The following is a 19,981-nucleotide window of genomic DNA, read 5'->3' on the forward strand; positions in this document are numbered from 1 at the left end:
TTACTTGGTGATCTCTCACCAATGGAGCCTAGCGGGATCGAACCGCTGACCTCCTGCGTGCAAAGCAGGCGCTCTCCCAGCTGAGCTAAGGCCCCACAAGACCTCTCAAGACTAAACAAGACCAATGCGCAGTTCCTTATCCTTAGAAAGGAGGTGATCCAGCCGCACCTTCCGATACGGCTACCTTGTTACGACTTCACCCCAATCATCTATCCCACCTTAGGCGGCTGGCTCCTAAAAGGTTACCTCACCGACTTCGGGTGTTACAAACTCTCGTGGTGTGACGGGCGGTGTGTACAAGGCCCGGGAACGTATTCACCGCGGCGTGCTGATCCGCGATTACTAGCGATTCCGACTTCATGTAGGCGAGTTGCAGCCTACAATCCGAACTGAGACTGGCTTTAAGAGATTAGCTTGCCGTCACCGACTTGCGACTCGTTGTACCAGCCATTGTAGCACGTGTGTAGCCCAGGTCATAAGGGGCATGATGATTTGACGTCATCCCCACCTTCCTCCGGTTTATTACCGGCAGTCTCGCTAGAGTGCCCAACTAAATGATGGCAACTAACAATAGGGGTTGCGCTCGTTGCGGGACTTAACCCAACATCTCACGACACGAGCTGACGACAACCATGCACCACCTGTCACCTCTGTCCCGAAGGAAAACTCTATCTCTAGAGCGGTCAGAGGGATGTCAAGACCTGGTAAGGTTCTTCGCGTTGCTTCGAATTAAACCACATGCTCCACCGCTTGTGCGGGCCCCCGTCAATTCCTTTGAGTTTCAACCTTGCGGTCGTACTCCCCAGGCGGAGTGCTTAATGCGTTAGCTGCGGCACTAAACCCCGGAAAGGGTCTAACACCTAGCACTCATCGTTTACGGCGTGGACTACCAGGGTATCTAATCCTGTTTGCTCCCCACGCTTTCGAGCCTCAGCGTCAGTTACAAGCCAGAGAGCCGCTTTCGCCACCGGTGTTCCTCCATATATCTACGCATTTCACCGCTACACATGGAATTCCACTCTCCCCTCTTGCACTCAAGTTAAACAGTTTCCAAAGCGTACTATGGTTAAGCCACAGCCTTTAACTTCAGACTTATCTAACCGCCTGCGCTCGCTTTACGCCCAATAAATCCGGACAACGCTCGGGACCTACGTATTACCGCGGCTGCTGGCACGTAGTTAGCCGTCCCTTTCTGGTAAGATACCGTCACAGTGTGAACTTTCCACTCTCACACTCGTTCTTCTCTTACAACAGAGCTTTACGATCCGAAAACCTTCTTCACTCACGCGGCGTTGCTCGGTCAGACTTCCGTCCATTGCCGAAGATTCCCTACTGCTGCCTCCCGTAGGAGTCTGGGCCGTGTCTCAGTCCCAGTGTGGCCGATCACCCTCTCAGGTCGGCTATGTATCGTCGCCTTGGTGAGCCGTTACCCCACCAACTAGCTAATACAACGCAGGTCCATCTGGTAGTGATGCAATTGCACCTTTCAAACAGTTATCATGCAATAACTGCTATTATGCGGTATTAGCTATCGTTTCCAATAGTTATCCCCCGCTACCAGGCAGGTTACCTACGCGTTACTCACCCGTTCGCAACTCATCCAGAGAAGCAAGCTCCTCCTTCAGCGTTCTACTTGCATGTATTAGGCACGCCGCCAGCGTTCGTCCTGAGCCAGGATCAAACTCTCATTAAAAGTTTGAGTTCTCACTCATTTCTGTCACTGACAGATTTATTGTTTTTTCATTGTTCAGTACTACAACGTCAGTTGTAGCGCCCTGCACATTGGTTCGTCTTGTTCAGTTTTCAAAGGTCTTTGTCACTCAATCTCTCTCAAGCGACAACTATATTAGTATATCACAGCTGTCGACCTATGTCAACACTTTTTTGAAACTTTTTTGAACTTTTTTCATCAAGTGTTCCATCCGCAACATACCATAGTCCGTACGGGATTCGAACCCGTGTTACCGCCGTGAAAAGGCGGTGTCTTAACCCCTTGACCAACGGACCTTGAGTTTTTCAACTCTTTCTATTATACCTACTTTTTCCTCTTTGTCAAGGGATTTTTCAGTGAATTTAATTTTTTCTTTTCTTCACTAACTTCACGACTGCTTCTGTCCGTGCGGTGTGGGGAAACATATCGACCGACTGGATATACTGGAGATCATAGACTTTTACTAGTTTAACTAAATCTCGTGCCAAGGTCGAAACATTGCAGGATACATAGACCATTTTTTCTGGAACATAAGTCAGGATGGTATCCAACAACTTATCATCTAAGCCCGTACGAGGAGGGTCTACTATCAGTGCATTAGCTCGGTAGCCATCTTGATACCAGCGTGGAATAATCTCTTCTGCTGTTCCCGCTTCGTAATGGGTATTGCCAAATCCCATTTTTTTAGCATTTCGCTTGGCATCTTCAATGGCTTCTGGAATAATATCCATTCCTCTGAGACTCTTGACCTTATTTGCGAAGGCAAATCCGATTGTCCCAACACCGCAATAGGCATCAATCAGATGATCTTCTTCGCTAACCTCCAGTGCCTTAACTGCTTCACTATAGAGAATTTCTGTCTGCTCAGGATTAAGCTGATAAAAAGCTCGAGGCGAGAGAGAAAACTCATAGTCGAGTACTCCTTCTTGAATACTCTCTTGGCCCCAGATAATTTCTGTCTTTTCACCATAGATTTCACTTGTTTTTGCTGTATTTGTATTGACTGCAACTGTGACGACTTCTGGAAAATCCTTGACTAGGTCTTTGACTAGGTGATTCAAATTCAACTGGCGGTTAGTTACGACGATAATCTGGACTTGTCCAGTCTTTCTTGCTCGACGCACCATGATGGTGCGAACACCGAGCGTTTTTCTCTCATCTGTAATTGGAATTTGGTGATAAGTAAGAAGTTCAGCTAGGCGATTCGCAATCACTTGGGTTTCCTTATCTTGCACCAAGCAGTCTTTCAACTCCACGAGATAATGAGAGTTTTGCGCATACAAACCTGCCTTGACCTGATTTTTAAATTTCCGAGTCTGGAATTGAAGCTTAGCACGGTAGTACTTTGGTTCCTGCATTCCGATAGTTGGACGGATTTCATAGTTTTCATATCCTGTAGGAGCAAATTTTTTCAGGGCTTGGTGGAGCAAATCCGTTTTGAACTCTAACTGTTTATCGTAGTGAAGGTGCATGATTTGGCAACCACCACATTCATTATAAATCGTACAAGCTGGTACGACTCGAAATTTAGACTTCTTATTAACCTTTAGTAATTTGGCTTCAACAAAGTTACGTTTAACAGAAGTAATCTGACAATAGATATCTTCTCCTTTGAGGGCGCCTGGCACAAAAACGAGGGTTTTCTGGTAGAAACCGATTCCCTCACCATTGATGCCCATCCGCTTAATTTTTAAAGGTATTTTTTGTTTGACTTTCAGATTCATACCCCTATCTTATCACATTTTAGGGTATAATAGAACTATGAAAATCACAAAACTTGAAAAGAAAAAACGCCTCTACTTGATGGAACTAGATGGACAGCAAACCTCTTATATCACGGAAGATACCATTGTCCGTTTTATGTTGTCTAAAGATAAGGTGGTTAGCAAGGAAGAATTAATCGAGATTCAGGACTTTGCTCAGTTTTCTTATGGTAAGAACCTCGCTCTCTACCATTTATCCTTCAAGGCTCGTACTGAAAAGGAAGTAAGAGAATATTTGAAGAAGTATGATCTGGATGAAAAAATCACTAGTCAAGTTATCGCCAACCTCAAAGAAGATAACTGGATTAATGATCGTCAGTATGCCTACTCTATCATCAATGCAAATCAACTTTCTGGAGATAAGGGACCTTATGTGCTAGCTCAAAAACTGTCTCAAAAAGGGATTGCCAAATCAACTATTGAAGATGTTTTAAAGGATTTTGATTTTTCAGAGGTTGCTCAACGTGTTGCAGAAAAACTGCTTAAAAAATACAATGGAAAACTTCCCGCTCGTGCCTTGCAGGATAAGATTATTCAAAACTTGACGAACAAAGGCTTCTCCTATTCTGATGCTAAAAATGCCTTTGACAGCTTGGATAGTCAAGTTGACCAAGAAACGACTCAGGAACTCATTTTTAAAGAACTAGACAAACAATATGCTAAGTATGCTCGAAAGTATGAAGGATACGAACTTAAACAACGTTTAACCCAAGTTTTAGCTAGAAAAGGCTATGATTTTTCGGATATAGCGAGCGCTCTTAGAGAATATCTTTAACATTTTCATGTAAAATTCAAAAAAATTAGACCAATTTATGATATAATAGTTGACGATAAACTTATAAATTGTAGAAAGTTGGTTAGTTATGAAACTTCCAAAAGAAGGCGACTTTATTACAATTCAAAGTTATAAGCATGATGGGAGTCTCCACCGTACTTGGCGGGACACCATGGTACTAAAAACAACAGAGAACGCTATTATTGGCGTCAACGACCACACACTTGTTACCGAAAGTGACGGTCGTCGTTGGGTGACTCGAGAACCGGCTATTGTTTACTTTCACAAAAAATATTGGTTTAATATCATTGCTATGATTCGTGATAATGGGATTTCCTACTATTGCAATATGGCAAGTCCTTACTATCTAGATGAAGAAGCCCTGAAATACATTGATTATGATTTGGATGTCAAGGTCTTCACTGATGGTGAAAAGCGTCTCTTGGACGTTGAAGAGTATGAGCGCCATAAACGCAAAATGAAGTATTCTGATGATTTAGACTATATTTTGAAGGAGCATGTTAAAATCCTTGTTGATTGGATCAACAATGGACGCGGTCCTTTCTCAGAGGCCTATGTCAACATTTGGTACAAACGCTACATAGAACTAAAGAATCGGTAAAGTTGTCAAACCGGGGTGAGAACCCTGGTTTTTTATTTTAAAAACCTAGCTTTGTAGCTAGGTTGATCTCTATATATCTAATTTAGTGACAGTAAACTTGATGTGGGAATAGTCTTTTTCAACATCCTTATCTAACAAGAAAGCCGTGGCATCCTTCTTAACCTGGACAAGATCAATGTTCTGGGCTTGAGCTGCATAGACGCATCCACAATAACATTGACGATAGATATCATACTCCTCGCACATCTCCACCGAGCGCTTATAGCCTTGATTTTTCTTGAAATCACTTGGAAGATAGTGGGTTGTGTAAATCTTTTGCACATCGATTCCGATGCTGTTGATGGTTTGAGAATTCTTATGGGGACTGATGGTCAAGGCTGAACCAAAGTAGTCAAAGCCCAAGTCCATAGCTACCTGTGCTGTTTTGTCCAAACGGTAGTCAAAACAAACCTTGCAACGGTCACCACCTTCGGGTTCTTCTTCCAGTCCTCTGACTAACTTCCGGTATTCATTTGGTTCGTAGGGAGCTTCAAGGTACTGAACCGTATTGCCTGTTCGCTCATTGAAATCACTGACAAATTTCTTGGTGACGTAAGCTCGCTTGTGGTATTCTGCCTTGGGATGGATATTGGAATTGGCAAAATAGATGGTCACATCAGCGTATTTTGTCAGGTATTCTAGGGTGTAGGTACTACAAGGAGCACAGCAAACATGCATGAGAATAGTGGGACGTTGCTCATTTTTCTCCCAAACCTGAACCATTTTCTGCATGACACGGTCATAATTAATCTTCTGATTGGGATTCATCTTGCTCAGAATTTCTTCTACATCGATCATGTTCTTCTCCTTCTTCTAGTCTTATTTTATCATATAAGTTAGGAGAGCTCAAATCTATTTAGAAGAGAAAACCATAAAAGGAGGGATGCATGTTCCCTCCTTTTGTGTTTTTTTATAAGTTACTTTTACATCATCCCGCCCATCATGCTTGGATCCATGGCTGGAGCTGGGGCTACTGGTTCTGGTTTATTAGCTACGACTGCTTCTGTTGTCAAAATCAAGCTGGCTACAGATGCTGCATTTTGAAGGGCTGAACGACTAACCTTAACTGGGTCGATGATTCCTTGATCAATCATATCAACCCACTCGCCAGTTGCTGCATTGAAGCCTGTACCAACTTCAGCATTCTTCAAACGATCGATAACGATAGATCCTTCAAATCCTGCATTGTGGGCGATTTGACGAACAGGCTCTTCCAAGGCACGGAGAACAATATTGCGTCCTGTTGCTTCGTCTCCTGTCAATTCCAAATCAGCCACTGCTGGAATGACATTGGCAAGAGCAGTTCCACCACCAGCAACGATTCCTTCTTCCACGGCTGCACGAGTAGCGTTGAGGGCATCTTCAATGCGGAGTTTCATTTCTTTCAACTCAGTTTCAGTTGCAGCTCCGACCTTGATGACTGCGACACCACCTGACAATTTTGCCAAGCGTTCTTGCAATTTTTCACGGTCAAATTCAGAAGTTGTAGTTTCGATTTGAGACTTGATAACCGCAACACGGTGAGAAATAGCTTCAGGATTTCCAGCACCTTCTACGATAACAGTGCTATCTTTGTCCACAGTTACTCTCGCTGCTTGACCAAGCGCTTCAATTGTCGCATCTTTCAACTCAAGACCAAGATCTTCTGTGATGACTGTTCCGCCTGTCAAGATAGCGATGTCTTCTAACATAGCTTTACGACGATCACCGAAGCCAGGTGCCTTAACTGCTACTACGTTGAATGTTCCACGAATCTTGTTCAATACAAGAGTTGGAAGAGCTTCGCCATCTACATCATCCGCAATAATCAAGAGAGGACGGTTGCTTTGAAGAATGCTTTCTAGGAGTGGCAAGATTTCTTGGATATTTGAAATCTTCTTATCAGTAATCAAAATGTATGGATTTTCAAGGTCAGCCACCATTTTTTCGCTATCTGTCACCATGTACTGTGATAGGTAACCGCGATCAAACTGCATTCCTTCCACGACTTCAAGCTCTGTTTCCATACCACGTGACTCTTCAATGGTGATGACTCCGTCTTTGCCAACTTTTTCCATAGCTTCAGAAATGTACTCGCCGACTTTCTCAGAACGAGAAGACACGGCAGCAACCTGAGCGATAGCTTCTTTGTTGGCAACAGGGATAGCATTGTTTTTCAAGGCTTCTACAGCTGCGGCAACTGCTGCTTCAATCCCACGACGAATGCCGATTGGATTAGCACCTGCAGTAACGTTTTTGATTCCTTCGCGGACGATCGCTTGAGTCAAGACTGTTGCAGTCGTAGTCCCGTCACCTGCGATATCATTTGTTTTTGAAGCTACTTCTGATACCAATTTGGCACCCATATTTTCAAAATGGTCTTCTAGTTCAATTTCTTTAGCAATAGTAACACCGTCATTGGTAATCAATGGTGAGCCAAATGATTTTTCAAGAACGACATTACGACCTTTTGGTCCCAATGTTACTTTAACAGTGTCTGCAAGGATATCGACACCACGAACCATAGCTGAACGAGCATCAGATGAAAATTTAATTTCTTTTGACATACTTATTTCCTCCTATTATTCTTCCACGATTGCCAAGATGTTAGCTTCTCCAACGATGATGTACTTTTCATCTCCATCTTTGACATCAATACCAGCGTGGGCTTCAACTAAGACACGGTCTCCAGACTTGACGCTTGGAGCAACCAAGTCACCATTCAAGGTACGAATACCTTGTCCAGTAGCTACAACTTGAGCTGTTTTTGTTTTTTCTTGGGCTGAGCCTGCAAGGACAAAGCCTCCAACAGTTTGTTCTTTTTCTTCGATTTTCAAGACAACACGGTCTCCTAATGGTTTCAACATCTGTTTTCCTCCATGATAAACTACATATTATTAGCACTCTTTATATTCGAGTGCTAATTCATAGTTCTATTGTATCACTTGGTCAGAAATAGTCAAGAAAAAAGTCTGACTTTCTCAAGATAAAAAAGCCTGAGACCAACTCAGACTTTTCGTTGAGTACTAAAATGGCAATTCCTCCTCTTCCAAAACCAAGTCTGCCAAGTCTTGACCCGCGTTATTTTCACGCATGGCACGTTGGGCACTGCTTTCTAAAAGTTGGAATCCTGTGGCGAGAACTTCGGTCACATAGTTCATCTGACCATTTTTCTCGTAGCGACGGGTACGCAACTCCCCATCAACAGAAATAAGACTACCTTTGGTTGCGTAACTTGCTAAGGTTTCAGCCAATTTTCCCCAAAAAACAAGATTGACAAAGTCAGCTTCACGTTCCCCGTTTTGGTCTTTGTAACGACGATTCACAGCGATAGTTGCACGCGCTACTGACTTGTCATTGTTGGTTTTGTGCAGTTCTGGTGTAGACGTCAAACGCCCGATTAAGATAACTTTATTATACATTTTTCATCCTCCTACTTATCTATTCGCAGGAAATCAAAAGAAGTTACAGAAATTTGTAACTTTTCGAGAAAATTTTTTATTTTTTATGAACCATGAAACCTGTCGCCTGTTGATTGGCCATAATGGTCATATCTGTAATCTGCACACGGCGGGGCTGACTGGTCACATAGATCACTGTATCTGCGATGTCTTGTGCTTGCAGGGCTTCAATTCCCTGATAGACCGCCTCAGCCCGCTCTTTGTCACCGTGAAAACGAACTGTAGAGAAATCTGTTTCGACAATCCCTGGCTGAATGGTGGTCACCTTGATGTCTGTCGCAATGGTATCGATTCGCAGTCCATCTGAAAAGGTTTTAACTGCCGCCTTGGTGGCTGAGTAAACTGCTGCACCCGCATAAGCATAGATTCCTGCGGTCGATCCCATATTGATAATATGCCCCTGATTGACTTTTACCATTGCTGGTAAGAAACAGCGAGTAACCGCCATCAAACCCTTGACATTGGTATCCAACATGGCCAGCATATCCAATTCTTCATAGTCTTGATAGGGAGCCAAGCCAAGAGCTAGTCCAGCATTATTGACCAAGATATCAATCTGCCCTATCGTTTCCAAAATATCGGAGCAGACAGTCTTGACCACAGCCATATCCGTGACATCCAGTGGAAAGGTCCAAACTGTTTGATTTGGAAAAATTTCTGCAAACTCTGACTTGAGGGCCTCTAGTCTGTCTGTCCGTCGCCCTGTTAGAACGACATTCTCCCCCTGCTCCAGATAAGCACGCGCAATGGCTTCACCGATTCCAGATGTCGCCCCTGTAATCACTACATTTTTTGCCATCTTATTTCCTTCTATCTGGTCTATAAAACACTAACAATTTCTTAGGCAGTCCAGTGTTTGGCTGGGTCAAATGGAGTTCCGACAACTTGGTCTTCTGATAATTCAATAACCCCACGTTTTTGCGGAGCATTTGGTAGATGCAACTCACGAGGGCTACACATCATGCCAAAACTCTTTTCACCACGAAGTTCGCCTGGGAAAATGAGATTGCCTTTGGGCATCATAGCTCCAGGAAGAGCTACAATGGTTTTCAACCCAACACGCGCATTGGGAGCCCCTGCAACGATTTGCACTGTCTTATCACTTGCAACGGCCACTTGACAGATGTTGAGGTGGTCGCTATCTGGATGGGCTACCATCTCAACAATCTCACCGACGACAAACTTAGGTTCCTTGTCATTGACAATTTCTTCTGCAAAGCCTTCCGTCTGCAATTCTTGGTTCAAACGTTCCACTTGCTCATCTGATAAAAAGACTTGACCGCGCTCTGCAATTTCAAACAAACTTGAAACTTCGAAAATATTCCAAGCTACTGTTTCTCCATTTTCTTTGAGGAAAACACGGGCTACCTTTCCTTTGCGCTCCACGTCCAACTTGGCATCTCCGCTGTTTTTCGCGATGATCATAAGGACATCGCCAACATGTTCTTTGTTATATGTAAAAATCATTCTTTCCTTTTCTCCTATTTCAGTCCTGCTAAAAAGTCGTTAATTTCTTCCTTGCTTTTACGGTCACGATTGACAAAACGGCCGATTTCCTTGTCCTTTTCTAAAACAACAAGACTAGGAATGCCGTACACATCCCAGAGTTTAGCCAGATCCAGATACTGGTCTCGGTCCACTCGAATAAAGGTGAACTCTGGATTGGTCTCCTCAATCTCTGGCAAGGATGGATAGATATAACGACAATCGCCACACCAGTCCGCCACAAAAAGGAAGACCTTCTTGCCATCTTGCTCGACAAAACCTGCTAGTTCTTCTATACTATCGGGAGTAATCATAAGGCTTCCTCCTCATAGACCAGGTCTTCATTTTCATAGACAAAGGTATAGTGACGACCATCCTCGAAAACGACTCCTCCGACGAGTCGCTCTAGGCTACTTTCGTAGACTTGAACATAGATAGTCGCAATCTCACCCATATCTGAGAAAAGTTCGCGCACGATAGCGGTCAACTCTTCTTGCGTCTTCATCAGTTTGTGGTTATCTGCTGCTTTTTTGGCACCCAAAGCGAGGGCACTTAGACCAGCCACAGTCAAGCCAGTCATCCATAATTTCTTAGCTTTCATACCATTCATTGTAACACAAAAAGGGCTCTAGGACAAATAGGGAAGCCGTATAGGAGCAAGGAAAATCACTTCCCTCAGTGAGAAAAGAAAACTTCGGATTCTTATCGCCAAGCGCCTGAGTTAACAAGAATTTCCTGAATGGATTTAAAAACCTCTGAGATTGCTCTCAGAGATTAGAAGATAACTAGTTACTATTTTCAACTGCTGCTGTAACAAAGGCGGTGTAGAGTTCTTCTGGACGGTTTGGACGGCTGGAAAGTTCAGGGTGATACTGACAAGCCACAAAAAATTTATTCTCAGGAATCTCCACAATTTCTACCAAACGATTGTCTGGAGAAACTCCTGAAAAGACAAAGCCTGCTGCTTCAAACTGTTCACGAAAGGCGTTGTTAAACTCATAACGGTGACGGTGACGGCGTTGCACCACTTCTTGATTGTGATAAGCAGCCGCTGCCTTAGAACCTCGTTTCAACTTAGATGGATAAAGTCCCAAACGAAGGGTTCCACCCATATCCTCAACATCAACCTGGTCACGCATGATATCGATGATTGGGTATTTTGTATCTGGTGCAAGTTCTGCAGAATTGGCACCTTCAAGACCTAAAACGTGACGAGCAAACTCGATACAAGTCAACTGCATTCCCAAGCAGACACCCAACATTGGAACATCATTTTCACGCGCATAACGGATAGCTTGAATTTTTCCTTCCGTACCACGTTGGCCAAAGCCTCCTGGTACGATGATTCCGTCCGCATCAGACAAGAGTTCTGCTACATTCTCTGCTGTCACATCATTGGCGTTGACCCAATTAATCTTCACTTCTGCGTCGTTGGCATAACCAGAGTGTTTCAAGGCTTCGACCACAGAAATATAGGCATCTTGCAACTCAACATACTTACCGACAAGGAAAATTTTGACATGTTTTTTCAGGTTCATGACCTTATCCACCATGGCTGACCACTCTGTCATATCCGCTACTGGTGCATCTAGTTTCAAATGGTCACAAACAATTTGGTCCATACCTTGTGCCTGCAAGTTCAATGGAATTTGGTAAAGGTGTTCAACATCCAAAGACTCGATAACGGCTTCTGGAGCCACGTCACAGAACTGAGCTAGTTTATTTTTAATGCCCTGGCCAGCTGGTTTCTCGGTACGAATGACCAACATATTTGGCTGGATTCCCAAACCACGCAATTCTTTTACAGAATGTTGAGTTGGCTTGGTCTTCATCTCACCAGCAGCCTTGAGGTAAGGAAGCAAGGTTGTATGGATGTACATGACATTATCTGCACCCACATCTGCCTTCATCTGACGAAGAGCCTCTAGGAATGGCAAGGACTCGATATCCCCAACGGTTCCACCAACCTCTGTGATAATGACATCAGAGTCTGTCGTTAGAGCGGCACGCTTGATTTTCTCTTTCAAAGCATCTGTGATATGAGGAATGACTTGAACAGTTGCCCCAAGGTATTCTCCACGACGTTCTTTACGAAGAACTTCACTGTAGATTTTACCAGTTGTTACGTTTGAGTATTTATTAAGATTGATATCGATGAAACGTTCATAGTGGCCCAAGTCCAAATCTGTCTCAGCCCCATCATCCGTCACAAAGACCTCCCCGTGCTGGTAAGGACTCATGGTTCCCGGATCGATATTGATATAAGGGTCAAACTTCTGAATAGTTACTTTAAGACCACGATTTTTCAAGAGACGCCCCAGACTTGCTGCCACAATCCCTTTCCCAATAGACGACACCACACCACCAGTTACAAAAATATATTTCGTAGACATAGATTCCTCTTTCTAAAATGCTCAAGGCCTTGTTAACTACGAGGGGACATAGAAAACAAGACCCTTATGAATAACGACTTTTCAAGAAAAACTTCCTGAAAAACAAAAATAGCTCCCTAGTAACTAGGGAGCCCCGACCTCTAAAAGAGGTGCCCGAACAATATGATACCTTAAAGCAGAGCATTTGTCAACCCAAATCGGTAAAACCTGAAAATAAGAAGATTACTTTCAGAAAACCAACTAAAGATCCGCATTCAAACGGATGACCTGCTCAACTACTTTGCCCAAGCAACAAAAAAGGAGATCAGGCGATCTCCTTTGTGAAGTCTTTTACTCTTCTTCACTCGTTTCAGCGTCATCGTCAGAAAACTCGTCGTCTTCTTCGTTGAGATCCACATCTTCACCCAAGTCATCAGGAGCGATTTCGTTGATTTCTGCATCGTAAGCTTCCACTTCATTTTTCTCATCATCTGGATTTTCATCATCGTATGAAAGAGCTGGATCTGCTTCGTATGCATCTTCGTCTTCTGGATCATCCGCATTGTAGTCAATGGCATCTGAATCACCATCCATAAAGGCATTGACACGTTTTTTCTTAGCTTTTGGTGCTACTTCATCGTCGTCACTTTCTTCAAGAGCGATGATTTCTTCGTCGATTTCGTCTACACCATACCATGAACGAAGCCCCCATTTGTTGTCCCCAAGTGAGATGAAGCTACCGTCAAAGTTCAACTCTGTGTAGAACAAAGGCAAAGCTTCGCGAATATCGCTGTTTGATGTTCCAAGGTAGTTTTGAATTTCGTTTACAAGATCACTAAAATGCATCTCATGATCGCGACCACGAAGTTCCAAGATAGCACGCGCTACCTCAATCATAGATAGTTCACTTTTTTCTTGCCCAGCAAATACTTCTAATTCCAAAGCGTTTCTCCTCATTTTTACTACTATCGCCAGAGCGAACAGACTCCGGCCTCATTTTATCATGTACTCTTTATTGTACGATAATTTTGCGGAATAGTCAAAGGTTAAATGGGAGAAAGTGACAGGACTTTTTATTTCTTTGCTACCCAGCCGATGGTGTCGCTTGGTGGGTTTTCGGTATCAATCCAGATGAATTCGATGCTGGTTATATATGAAAATTAAGCTACAATGTCGTACTTGTTAAAGCGGTTCGAACTTACAGAATTTATCATATCTTACTTATTTTCTAATTTTAAATTATACTTTTTTCTGGTGCACATGTCCAACTAACAACAATCGTTACAACCTCCAAGTGCAAGTCTATGTATTCTTTAGGTAAACTTTTAAGAAATTCATTCTCATTTTTTCCATTTCCTTTCTTCAACCAATTAAGAAATTTTTTAAAAATATCATTCCCTAAACCTTCTAGAGTACTATCCCCTTCTTTAAAATCAAAAAATTTAACAAAATTAAATTCTTTGTTAGCCAAGAGATTTAAAGAGTCAATTTTATTAGAGTCTAAATTATTTTCGTAAGCAATTTCTTTATATATTTTTGGTGAAATCAAATTTTCAATCTCCAAGCATGGGATTACAAAATAATCAAAACTTCCTTCACATCCTTTACAAAAATTTATAACTTTGCTTGCAGTTGTACCATAATGCCCATCTTCTTTTTTATCTTTGTCAAGAACACATAAACAAAAATAATTTTTTTCATTAGATATTTGTTCTAAAGAATCTACAGTCGTATCTCCTCCACCTGCTCGCAATGTGCAAGATAGTTTTCCACTGTAATTAATTCTTTTTCTGCTTATGTAAAGCTCAGATAATTTTTTATAAAATTTAGCATCTTGCATATTCTCTCCAAGCAAACAGGTTGCATTTATATTGGGTATGATTTTAGAAAGTTTTATATAAATAATTTTATCTTTTTCTATAAATCCAGAAGATATGTCGTTAACAATTAATACTCTTTTTTTTACAAATTCTCTCAACGATCCAGTTTGAGTTGTGTGGATAAATATTCTTTCTATTGCATTTTTATATTTAGGTTCTTTTGTAAAGATACTTTGTAAAGTTTGTCTTAAAGATTTACTTAAAAATAAATAATGAAAACCATTTATATGTGCATCTATCACTAACTTTAATTTTTCTAAATTTCTATTTAAATAATCTATATCGTTTAATGAATCATCAAGTTCAATTAACATAACATCCACCTATATATCTAAATCCGGGGTAAAGAATCCAATAGGCCAATTTTTTAAATATCCTTGCTTATTAAAACCAGAAATAGAGATATTTGATTTTTCCGGAGTTTCTGGATTAAAAATCAGAATATTTATTAATTCTTCTACCCCATCAATACCACAATCAGCTACAATTCTCCCAAGATAATTAATCATAGTTTCACTGTGTGTTTCAATTATAATTCTTAAATCTATATCATTTTCTTTAGCATACACTATAGTATTGAAAAATACTTTAATAAGTTTAGCTTGCATTGCAGGATGTAAATGCAATTCAGGTTGTTCAATAGTAATTGTTTTTGTTTTTGTTATTGTTTTTTTTCTCTTTCTATAAGCAATATTATGAAAACTTAATTGATTTCTGTCATGGTTTTGAGCATCCCATAGATTTATTAAAATAGGCAAAATCTGTGAATAGCCAAAGCCTACGTCTGATAGATTATATTTTCCCTGAGTATCTACATCTACAAAAAATAAACTTATATGTCCAAAATTTGCTTCTATATCAAATTCTAATCCAAAATTTTGACGTGTCCATTCTGTCCAATTATTATAATCTTTTTTTCTCTTTTGTTTTAAGTCATAGAGATAAAGTGGTACATTTATTCCAAGAGGATCGATTTTATTAATCGCTAATCCTTGAATTCTATAATATCTTTCTGCACTAGCACGTACTGGGGCTATATATGTTAGATTATCATAAAATGAACGTAATTCTCTTGTTTCAATCTCTAAAATGTTATCTATTGAGGATAAAATAAATAGAGAAATAAATTTATTCTTTTTGTTTTTATTATTTAATAAATTATTATAAAATTGTTTTAAACTCTGAGTCTTAGCCTCATTGACTTGCTTTTGTAATTGATTATCAAAATCATTGATAGATGATAAATGAAACCCCCTTAGAGAACGTTCTATTGTATCAGTACTAGTGCTTCTATGAAGATTTGGACGAATGAATTCTATCAACTTGTTTTTCATTATATTATGAAATAATGAAGGATTTTTCTCGTCTTTTTGCCCCCAAAGGGTTGGTAAGAAAAATCCTTTGCCGATACGCCCCAATATACCAAAAGATTCTTCAAATCCAATATCCTCAATTTTTACTCTTATGATTTTCTTTTTAAGATTAACCTCAATACTATAATCAAATATATCAATAATTTCTTTGGTTAAACTCGATTTATCAATGTATTTTGAAATCAAAATTGAGTACTCTTTTTGACTGCTGGGAAAATATGGGAAAATAGGTTTTATAACTCGTGTCGATGTAACTTCAAATGTGAAATTAATATCTTGAGTATCTCCAAAATTTTTAAATCTAGATAAACTTTCTTCAAAACTTCCAAAATCAACCATATTTCGATCATACCATAAAATAGGCTCATTCGTATCTGTTTGCAATGTCTGAGACAATAGAGGGAAACTTCTTAACCATGTACTTTTTCCACAGCTATTCTTACCGACTAAAATAGTGAGTGGAGCAATCTTTATTAGATCTGTATCCCATAATGAGCGTAGTCTCTTAATGCCAATATTTTTTAGCATAGTCATTCCTCTTTCTTTTTATATGTCAATTTCATTATATCAAAAAACACGGTTTATCACCGTGTTTCTGTGTTTATTTCACCAGTTTCTTCATCTCATCAATACGTGCGACTGTCGCGTCGTATTTAGCTTGGTAATCGGCTTGTTTGTCGCGTTCTTTTTGGACGACTTCTGGTTTAGCGTTGGATACGAAGCGTTCGTTAGAGAGCTTCTTGCCGACCATATCCAGTTCTTTTTGCCATTTAGCCAGTTCCTTGTCGAGACGAGCTAGTTCTTCTTCGACATTGAGGAGGTCTGCCAGTGGCAAGTAGATTTCTGCTCCTGTGATGACGCTTGACATAGCCAGTTCAGGTGCAGGGATGGTTGATGCGATTTCCAAGTGTTCTGGATTTGTGAAGCGTTTAATGTAGTTGACATTGCTGTTAAAGAAGGCTTCCAAGTCGCTATCGCTCGTTTTTACGAGAATTGTGATAGGCTTGCTTGGTGCTACGTTTACTTCCGCACGCGCATTACGAACAGCTCGAATCAAGTCTTTGAGACTTTCCACACCAGTGTGAGCTGCCAGGTCTTCAAAAGCTGGGTTGACAGTTGGGTAAGCAGCTGTGACGATAGAGCCTTCTGAGATTTGTCCAAAGATTTCTTCTGTCACGAATGGCATGATTGGGTGAAGGAGACGAAGGATCTTGTCCAAAGTGTATAGGAGAACAGAACGTGTGATGACTTTCTCTTCTTTGTTATCGCTATAAAGGACTTCCTTGGTCAACTCAACGTACCAGTCCGCAAACTCATCCCAGATGAAGTTGTAGAGGATGTGGCCAGCTACACCAAACTCAAACTTGTCAAAGTTTTCAGTGACCTTGCCGACCGTTTCATTGAGGTTGTGGAGAATCCAGCGGTCAGTGACGTTTCCAGCTTCCTTGTTAACAACTTTTTCCACATTGGCAGTTGCTTGCTCAAGGGTCAATCCTTCATTGTTCATGAGAATGTAGCGAGAGATGTTCCAGATCTTGTTAATGAAGTTCCAAGAAGCATCCATTTTTTCATAAGAGAAGCGCACGTCTTGACCAGGTGCAGAACCGTTTGAAAGGAACCAACGAAGGGCATCGGCACCATATTTCTCGATGACATCCATTGGGTCAATCCCGTTACCAAGAGATTTCGACATCTTACGCCCTTGTTCGTCACGGATGAGACCGTGGATAAGGACGTTTTGGAATGGTTGACGGCCAGTGAATTCCAAGGATTGGAAGATCATACGAGACACCCAGAAGAAGATGATATCGTAACCTGTTACCAAGGTTGAAGTTGGGAAGTAACGTTTGAAATCCTCTGAGTCGATATCAGGCCAGCCCATGGTTGAGAATGGCCAGAGGGCAGAACTGAACCAAGTATCCAAGACGTCTTCGTCCTGAGTCCATCCGTCACCTTCTGGTGCTTCTTCACCGACGTACATTTCACCCTCAGCATTGTACCAAGCAGGGATTTGGTGACCCCACCAGAGCTGACGAGAGATTACCCAGTCATGGACATTTTCCATCCATTGAAGGAAGGTATCGTTGAAACGAGGTGGGTAGAATTCAACCTTGTCTTCTGTATCTTGGTTGGCAATGGCATTCTTAGCCAATTGGTCCATCTTAACGAACCATTGCGTAGACAAGCGTGGCTCAACCACAACACCTGTACGCTCTGAATGACCAACACTGTGAACACGTTTTTCGATTTTAACGAGGGCACCGATTTCTTCCAACTTAGCAACGACTGCCTTACGAGCTTCAAAACGGTCCATACCTGCAAATTCGAAGGCCAAATCATTCATAGTTCCGTCGTCATTCATGACATTGACTTGTGGCAAGTTATGACGTTGACCAACCAAGAAGTCGTTTGGATCGTGGGCAGGTGTGATTTTCACGACACCTGTGCCAAACTCAGGATCTGCGTGCTCGTCTCCAACGATTGGAATCAATTTATTAGCGATTGGAAGGATGACATTTTTGCCAATCAAGTCCTTGTAGCGTGGATCTTCTGGATTGACCGCAACGGCAACGTCCCCAAACATAGTCTCAGGACGAGTTGTCGCGACTTCAAGGGCGCGTGAGCCATCTTCTAGCATGTAGTTCATGTGGTAGAAGGCACCTTCGACATCCTTATGGATAACCTCGATATCAGAAAGGGCTGTGCGGGCTGCTGGGTCCCAGTTAATGATAAACTCACCACGATAGATCCAGCCTTTCTTGTAAAGGTCCACAAAGACCTTGCGAACCGCTTTTGACAAGCCTTCGTCAAGGGTAAAACGCTCGCGAGAGTAGTCTACAGAGAGCCCCATCTTGCCCCATTGTTCCTTGATGGTAGTGGCATATTCGTCTTTCCATTCCCAGACTTTTTCGAGGAATTTTTCACGACCGAGGTCATAGCGGGAAATGCCTTCACCACGCAAGCGCTCCTCAACCTTAGCTTGAGTGGCAATCCCCGCGTGGTCCATACCTGGAAGCCAAAGCGTATCAAAGCCTTGCATACGTTTTTGACGGATAATGATATCCTGAAGAGTCGTGTCCCAAGCGTGACCAAGGTGGAGTTTCCCAGTCACGTTTGGTGGTGGAATAACGATTGAATAAGGCTTAGCCTTTTGATCGCCTGAAGGCTTGAAAACATCGGCGTCAAGCCATTTCTGGTAACGACCAGCCTCAACCTCGGCTGGATTGTATTTAGGTGAAAGTTCTTTAGACATGTGTTTGTCCTTTCTCTATTGTATTCATTTTATCTTGAATCTGCTTAGCAACCTCTTCTGAAGACAGATTCGTATTATTTATTTTAAGGTAGTGGTGCAACTCATTCGGTTGATGTTGGGAATTTAATTGAAGTGTTTCAGCAGTCTCCAAAATTTCTCTTTCAGACACCTCAATATGTCGTTTTAAGGGTTTGTGCTTTAATCGATTCTCCGTTCGATTTCGATGTAAGCGCTCCTCAAGACTTGTTTCCAACTCCACAAAAAGAATCTTTTGATGATAGTGATCCAACAAATCCTGAATTTGCTTCAAATACAGCAGCTGGTACTGATTTGAAAAATCAATTACGTCTGTTAAAATCACAGATCGCTGATTCCTAGCACTTGCTCCAAGGAAAGAAAAGGTAATTCCACGAACAAATTCCCACATTTCCTCTGTATAGTCCTGATAGATTTCTAGTGCAAAATCGATGGCTTGATGGTTATAAAAGAGGGTAGCATTTGTCTTTCGAGATAGTTCTTGCCCAATCGTCATTTTTCCTGAAGCTGGAGCGCCAATGATGAAAAGATGCATCAAATCACCTCCCACTCACTCCTAAGCAAGCCATATCTCAAATCATCACAGCGGTTGCCTTGGGCATCTTTGCGGTCTCGGATACGAGCTTCTAGAGTGAAGCAAAGTTTCTCAGCGACTCGTTGACTTTGGACATTGTAGCCAAAACAAGTTAGTTCAATCTTGTGAAGACCTAAATCTTTAAAGCCTAGGTCAATCAAAGCACACGCTGCTTCTGGAACATAACCTAGACCCCAATAGTCTGGATGTAAGATATAGCCAATCTCCAAGACATCATCTTCGTGCCGATGGTTGAAATCGACAGAGCCTATGATTTTGTCAGTCCCTTTGACAACAATTCCATAGCCTGCTGGGAGATTTTCCTTTTCATTACGCTCAGGAAGGATATGCTTCAGATAATAAATCTCATCTTCCAAGGTCTGGACGGGCGGAAAGCCTGCTGGATAGGCGACCTCTGGGAGACTAGCGTAGGCATGGATATCCTCGGCATCAGCCACTGTTCGGACTCGTAAAAGAAGACGTTCTGTTTCGATTCTTTCTGGCAACTCTGCTCTTGTCATCCTTCTCCCTCGCTTTCTACAAAAAATCGCCCCTGCCATATCCATGACAGGGACGAATGTGCTTATCCGCGGTACCACCCAATTTCGGGCAGACGCCCGCAACTCTTGTCTTTGAAGGATATACAAAGACACTTTTA

The 19,981-nt window shown here is 41.8% G+C and carries 18 protein-coding genes, 2 tRNA genes and 1 rRNA gene; 2 read left to right on the forward strand and 19 right to left on the reverse strand.

The genetic code is table 11. From position 1 onward, the window contains the following. Positions 1 to 22 precede the first annotated feature (22 nt). The 4 genes from GOM48_RS07585 to rlmD all read right to left on the reverse strand — a co-directional run bounded on the left by GOM48_RS07585 (position 23) and on the right by rlmD (position 3,435). A tRNA-Ala gene (locus tag GOM48_RS07585) sits at positions 23 to 95 on the reverse strand. A 51-nt stretch (positions 96 to 146) separates the two neighbouring features. Further along, positions 147 to 1,693, reverse strand: a 16S ribosomal RNA gene (locus tag GOM48_RS07590). 242 nt (positions 1,694 to 1,935) lie between these two features. Further along, positions 1,936 to 2,007: transfer RNA gene (locus tag GOM48_RS07595), tRNA-Glu, on the reverse strand. 66 nt (positions 2,008 to 2,073) lie between these two features. After that, positions 2,074 to 3,435, reverse strand: a complete 1,362-nt coding sequence (gene rlmD, locus GOM48_RS07600; protein WP_235097021.1) for a 23S rRNA (uracil(1939)-C(5))-methyltransferase RlmD — start codon at positions 3,433 to 3,435, stop codon at positions 2,074 to 2,076. Between the two features lie 37 nt (positions 3,436 to 3,472). On the opposite strand from rlmD, the gene recX reads away from it, so the two are divergent. Both recX and GOM48_RS07610 read left to right on the forward strand, forming a co-directional pair. Then, entirely contained in the window at positions 3,473 to 4,249 is a 777-nt protein-coding gene (gene recX / locus GOM48_RS07605; protein WP_235097022.1) for a recombination regulator RecX, read from the forward strand. Between the two features lie 88 nt (positions 4,250 to 4,337). Continuing rightward, positions 4,338 to 4,871 carry a DUF402 domain-containing protein gene (locus tag GOM48_RS07610; RefSeq protein ID WP_000775318.1) on the forward strand — a complete coding sequence of 178 codons (534 nt, stop codon included), beginning with the start codon at positions 4,338 to 4,340 and terminating at the stop codon, positions 4,869 to 4,871. A gap of 69 nt (positions 4,872 to 4,940) precedes the next feature. On the opposite strand, the gene GOM48_RS07615 is transcribed toward GOM48_RS07610, so the two are convergent. The 15 genes from GOM48_RS07615 to GOM48_RS07685 form a co-directional block, all read right to left on the reverse strand. Continuing rightward, positions 4,941 to 5,708, reverse strand: coding sequence for an epoxyqueuosine reductase QueH (locus GOM48_RS07615; protein WP_000567567.1), 768 nt, complete (start codon positions 5,706 to 5,708; stop codon positions 4,941 to 4,943). Between the two features lie 125 nt (positions 5,709 to 5,833). Continuing rightward, the gene (groL, locus tag GOM48_RS07620; protein WP_235097023.1) at positions 5,834 to 7,456 is read right to left on the reverse strand and encodes a chaperonin GroEL; all 1,623 of its coding nucleotides are present in this window, start codon (positions 7,454 to 7,456) and stop codon (positions 5,834 to 5,836) included. A 15-nt stretch (positions 7,457 to 7,471) separates the two neighbouring features. Next, positions 7,472 to 7,756, reverse strand: coding sequence for a co-chaperone GroES (gene groES, locus GOM48_RS07625; RefSeq protein WP_235097024.1), 285 nt, complete (start codon positions 7,754 to 7,756; stop codon positions 7,472 to 7,474). A 159-nt stretch (positions 7,757 to 7,915) separates the two neighbouring features. Next, a complete protein-coding gene (locus GOM48_RS07630; RefSeq protein WP_235097025.1) occupies positions 7,916 to 8,311 on the reverse strand; it encodes a single-stranded DNA-binding protein in 396 nt (131 codons plus the stop codon). A gap of 76 nt (positions 8,312 to 8,387) precedes the next feature. Next, the gene (locus GOM48_RS07635; RefSeq protein WP_235097026.1) at positions 8,388 to 9,149 is read right to left on the reverse strand and encodes an SDR family NAD(P)-dependent oxidoreductase; all 762 of its coding nucleotides are present in this window, start codon (positions 9,147 to 9,149) and stop codon (positions 8,388 to 8,390) included. Between the two features lie 41 nt (positions 9,150 to 9,190). After that, positions 9,191 to 9,817, reverse strand: a complete 627-nt coding sequence (gene ytpR / locus GOM48_RS07640) for a YtpR family tRNA-binding protein (RefSeq protein ID WP_235097027.1) — start codon at positions 9,815 to 9,817, stop codon at positions 9,191 to 9,193. Between the two features lie 14 nt (positions 9,818 to 9,831). Further along, entirely contained in the window at positions 9,832 to 10,149 is a 318-nt protein-coding gene (locus tag GOM48_RS07645; protein ID WP_084948560.1) for a thioredoxin family protein, read from the reverse strand. Next, positions 10,146 to 10,445 carry a DUF4651 domain-containing protein gene (locus tag GOM48_RS07650; RefSeq protein WP_084925594.1) on the reverse strand — a complete coding sequence of 100 codons (300 nt, stop codon included), beginning with the start codon at positions 10,443 to 10,445 and terminating at the stop codon, positions 10,146 to 10,148. Before GOM48_RS07650 ends, GOM48_RS07645 begins: the two co-directional genes overlap by 4 nt. 175 nt (positions 10,446 to 10,620) lie before the next feature. Beyond that, the gene (locus tag GOM48_RS07655; protein WP_235097028.1) at positions 10,621 to 12,228 is read right to left on the reverse strand and encodes a CTP synthase; all 1,608 of its coding nucleotides are present in this window, start codon (positions 12,226 to 12,228) and stop codon (positions 10,621 to 10,623) included. 330 nt (positions 12,229 to 12,558) lie between these two features. After that, entirely contained in the window at positions 12,559 to 13,149 is a 591-nt protein-coding gene (rpoE, locus tag GOM48_RS07660; protein ID WP_000418415.1) for a DNA-directed RNA polymerase subunit delta, read from the reverse strand. Positions 13,150 to 13,441: 292 nt separating this feature from the next. Then, positions 13,442 to 14,401, reverse strand: coding sequence for a hypothetical protein (locus GOM48_RS07665; protein ID WP_084917177.1), 960 nt, complete (start codon positions 14,399 to 14,401; stop codon positions 13,442 to 13,444). Positions 14,402 to 14,410: 9 nt separating this feature from the next. Continuing rightward, a complete protein-coding gene (locus GOM48_RS07670) occupies positions 14,411 to 15,988 on the reverse strand; it encodes an AAA family ATPase (RefSeq protein ID WP_158084953.1) in 1,578 nt (525 codons plus the stop codon). Between the two features lie 73 nt (positions 15,989 to 16,061). Beyond that, entirely contained in the window at positions 16,062 to 18,713 is a 2,652-nt protein-coding gene (locus GOM48_RS07675) for a valine--tRNA ligase (RefSeq protein WP_235097029.1), read from the reverse strand. Beyond that, positions 18,706 to 19,284, reverse strand: coding sequence for an AAA family ATPase (locus tag GOM48_RS07680; protein WP_235097030.1), 579 nt, complete (start codon positions 19,282 to 19,284; stop codon positions 18,706 to 18,708). Before GOM48_RS07680 ends, GOM48_RS07675 begins: the two co-directional genes overlap by 8 nt. Further along, entirely contained in the window at positions 19,284 to 19,844 is a 561-nt protein-coding gene (locus GOM48_RS07685) for a GNAT family N-acetyltransferase (protein ID WP_235097031.1), read from the reverse strand. Before GOM48_RS07685 ends, GOM48_RS07680 begins: the two co-directional genes overlap by 1 nt. Between the last annotated feature and the right edge of the window lie 137 nt (positions 19,845 to 19,981).

It is taken from the genome of Streptococcus oralis (genome assembly GCF_021497885.1).
Taxonomy (GTDB): Bacteria; Bacillota; Bacilli; order Lactobacillales; family Streptococcaceae; genus Streptococcus; species Streptococcus oralis_BQ.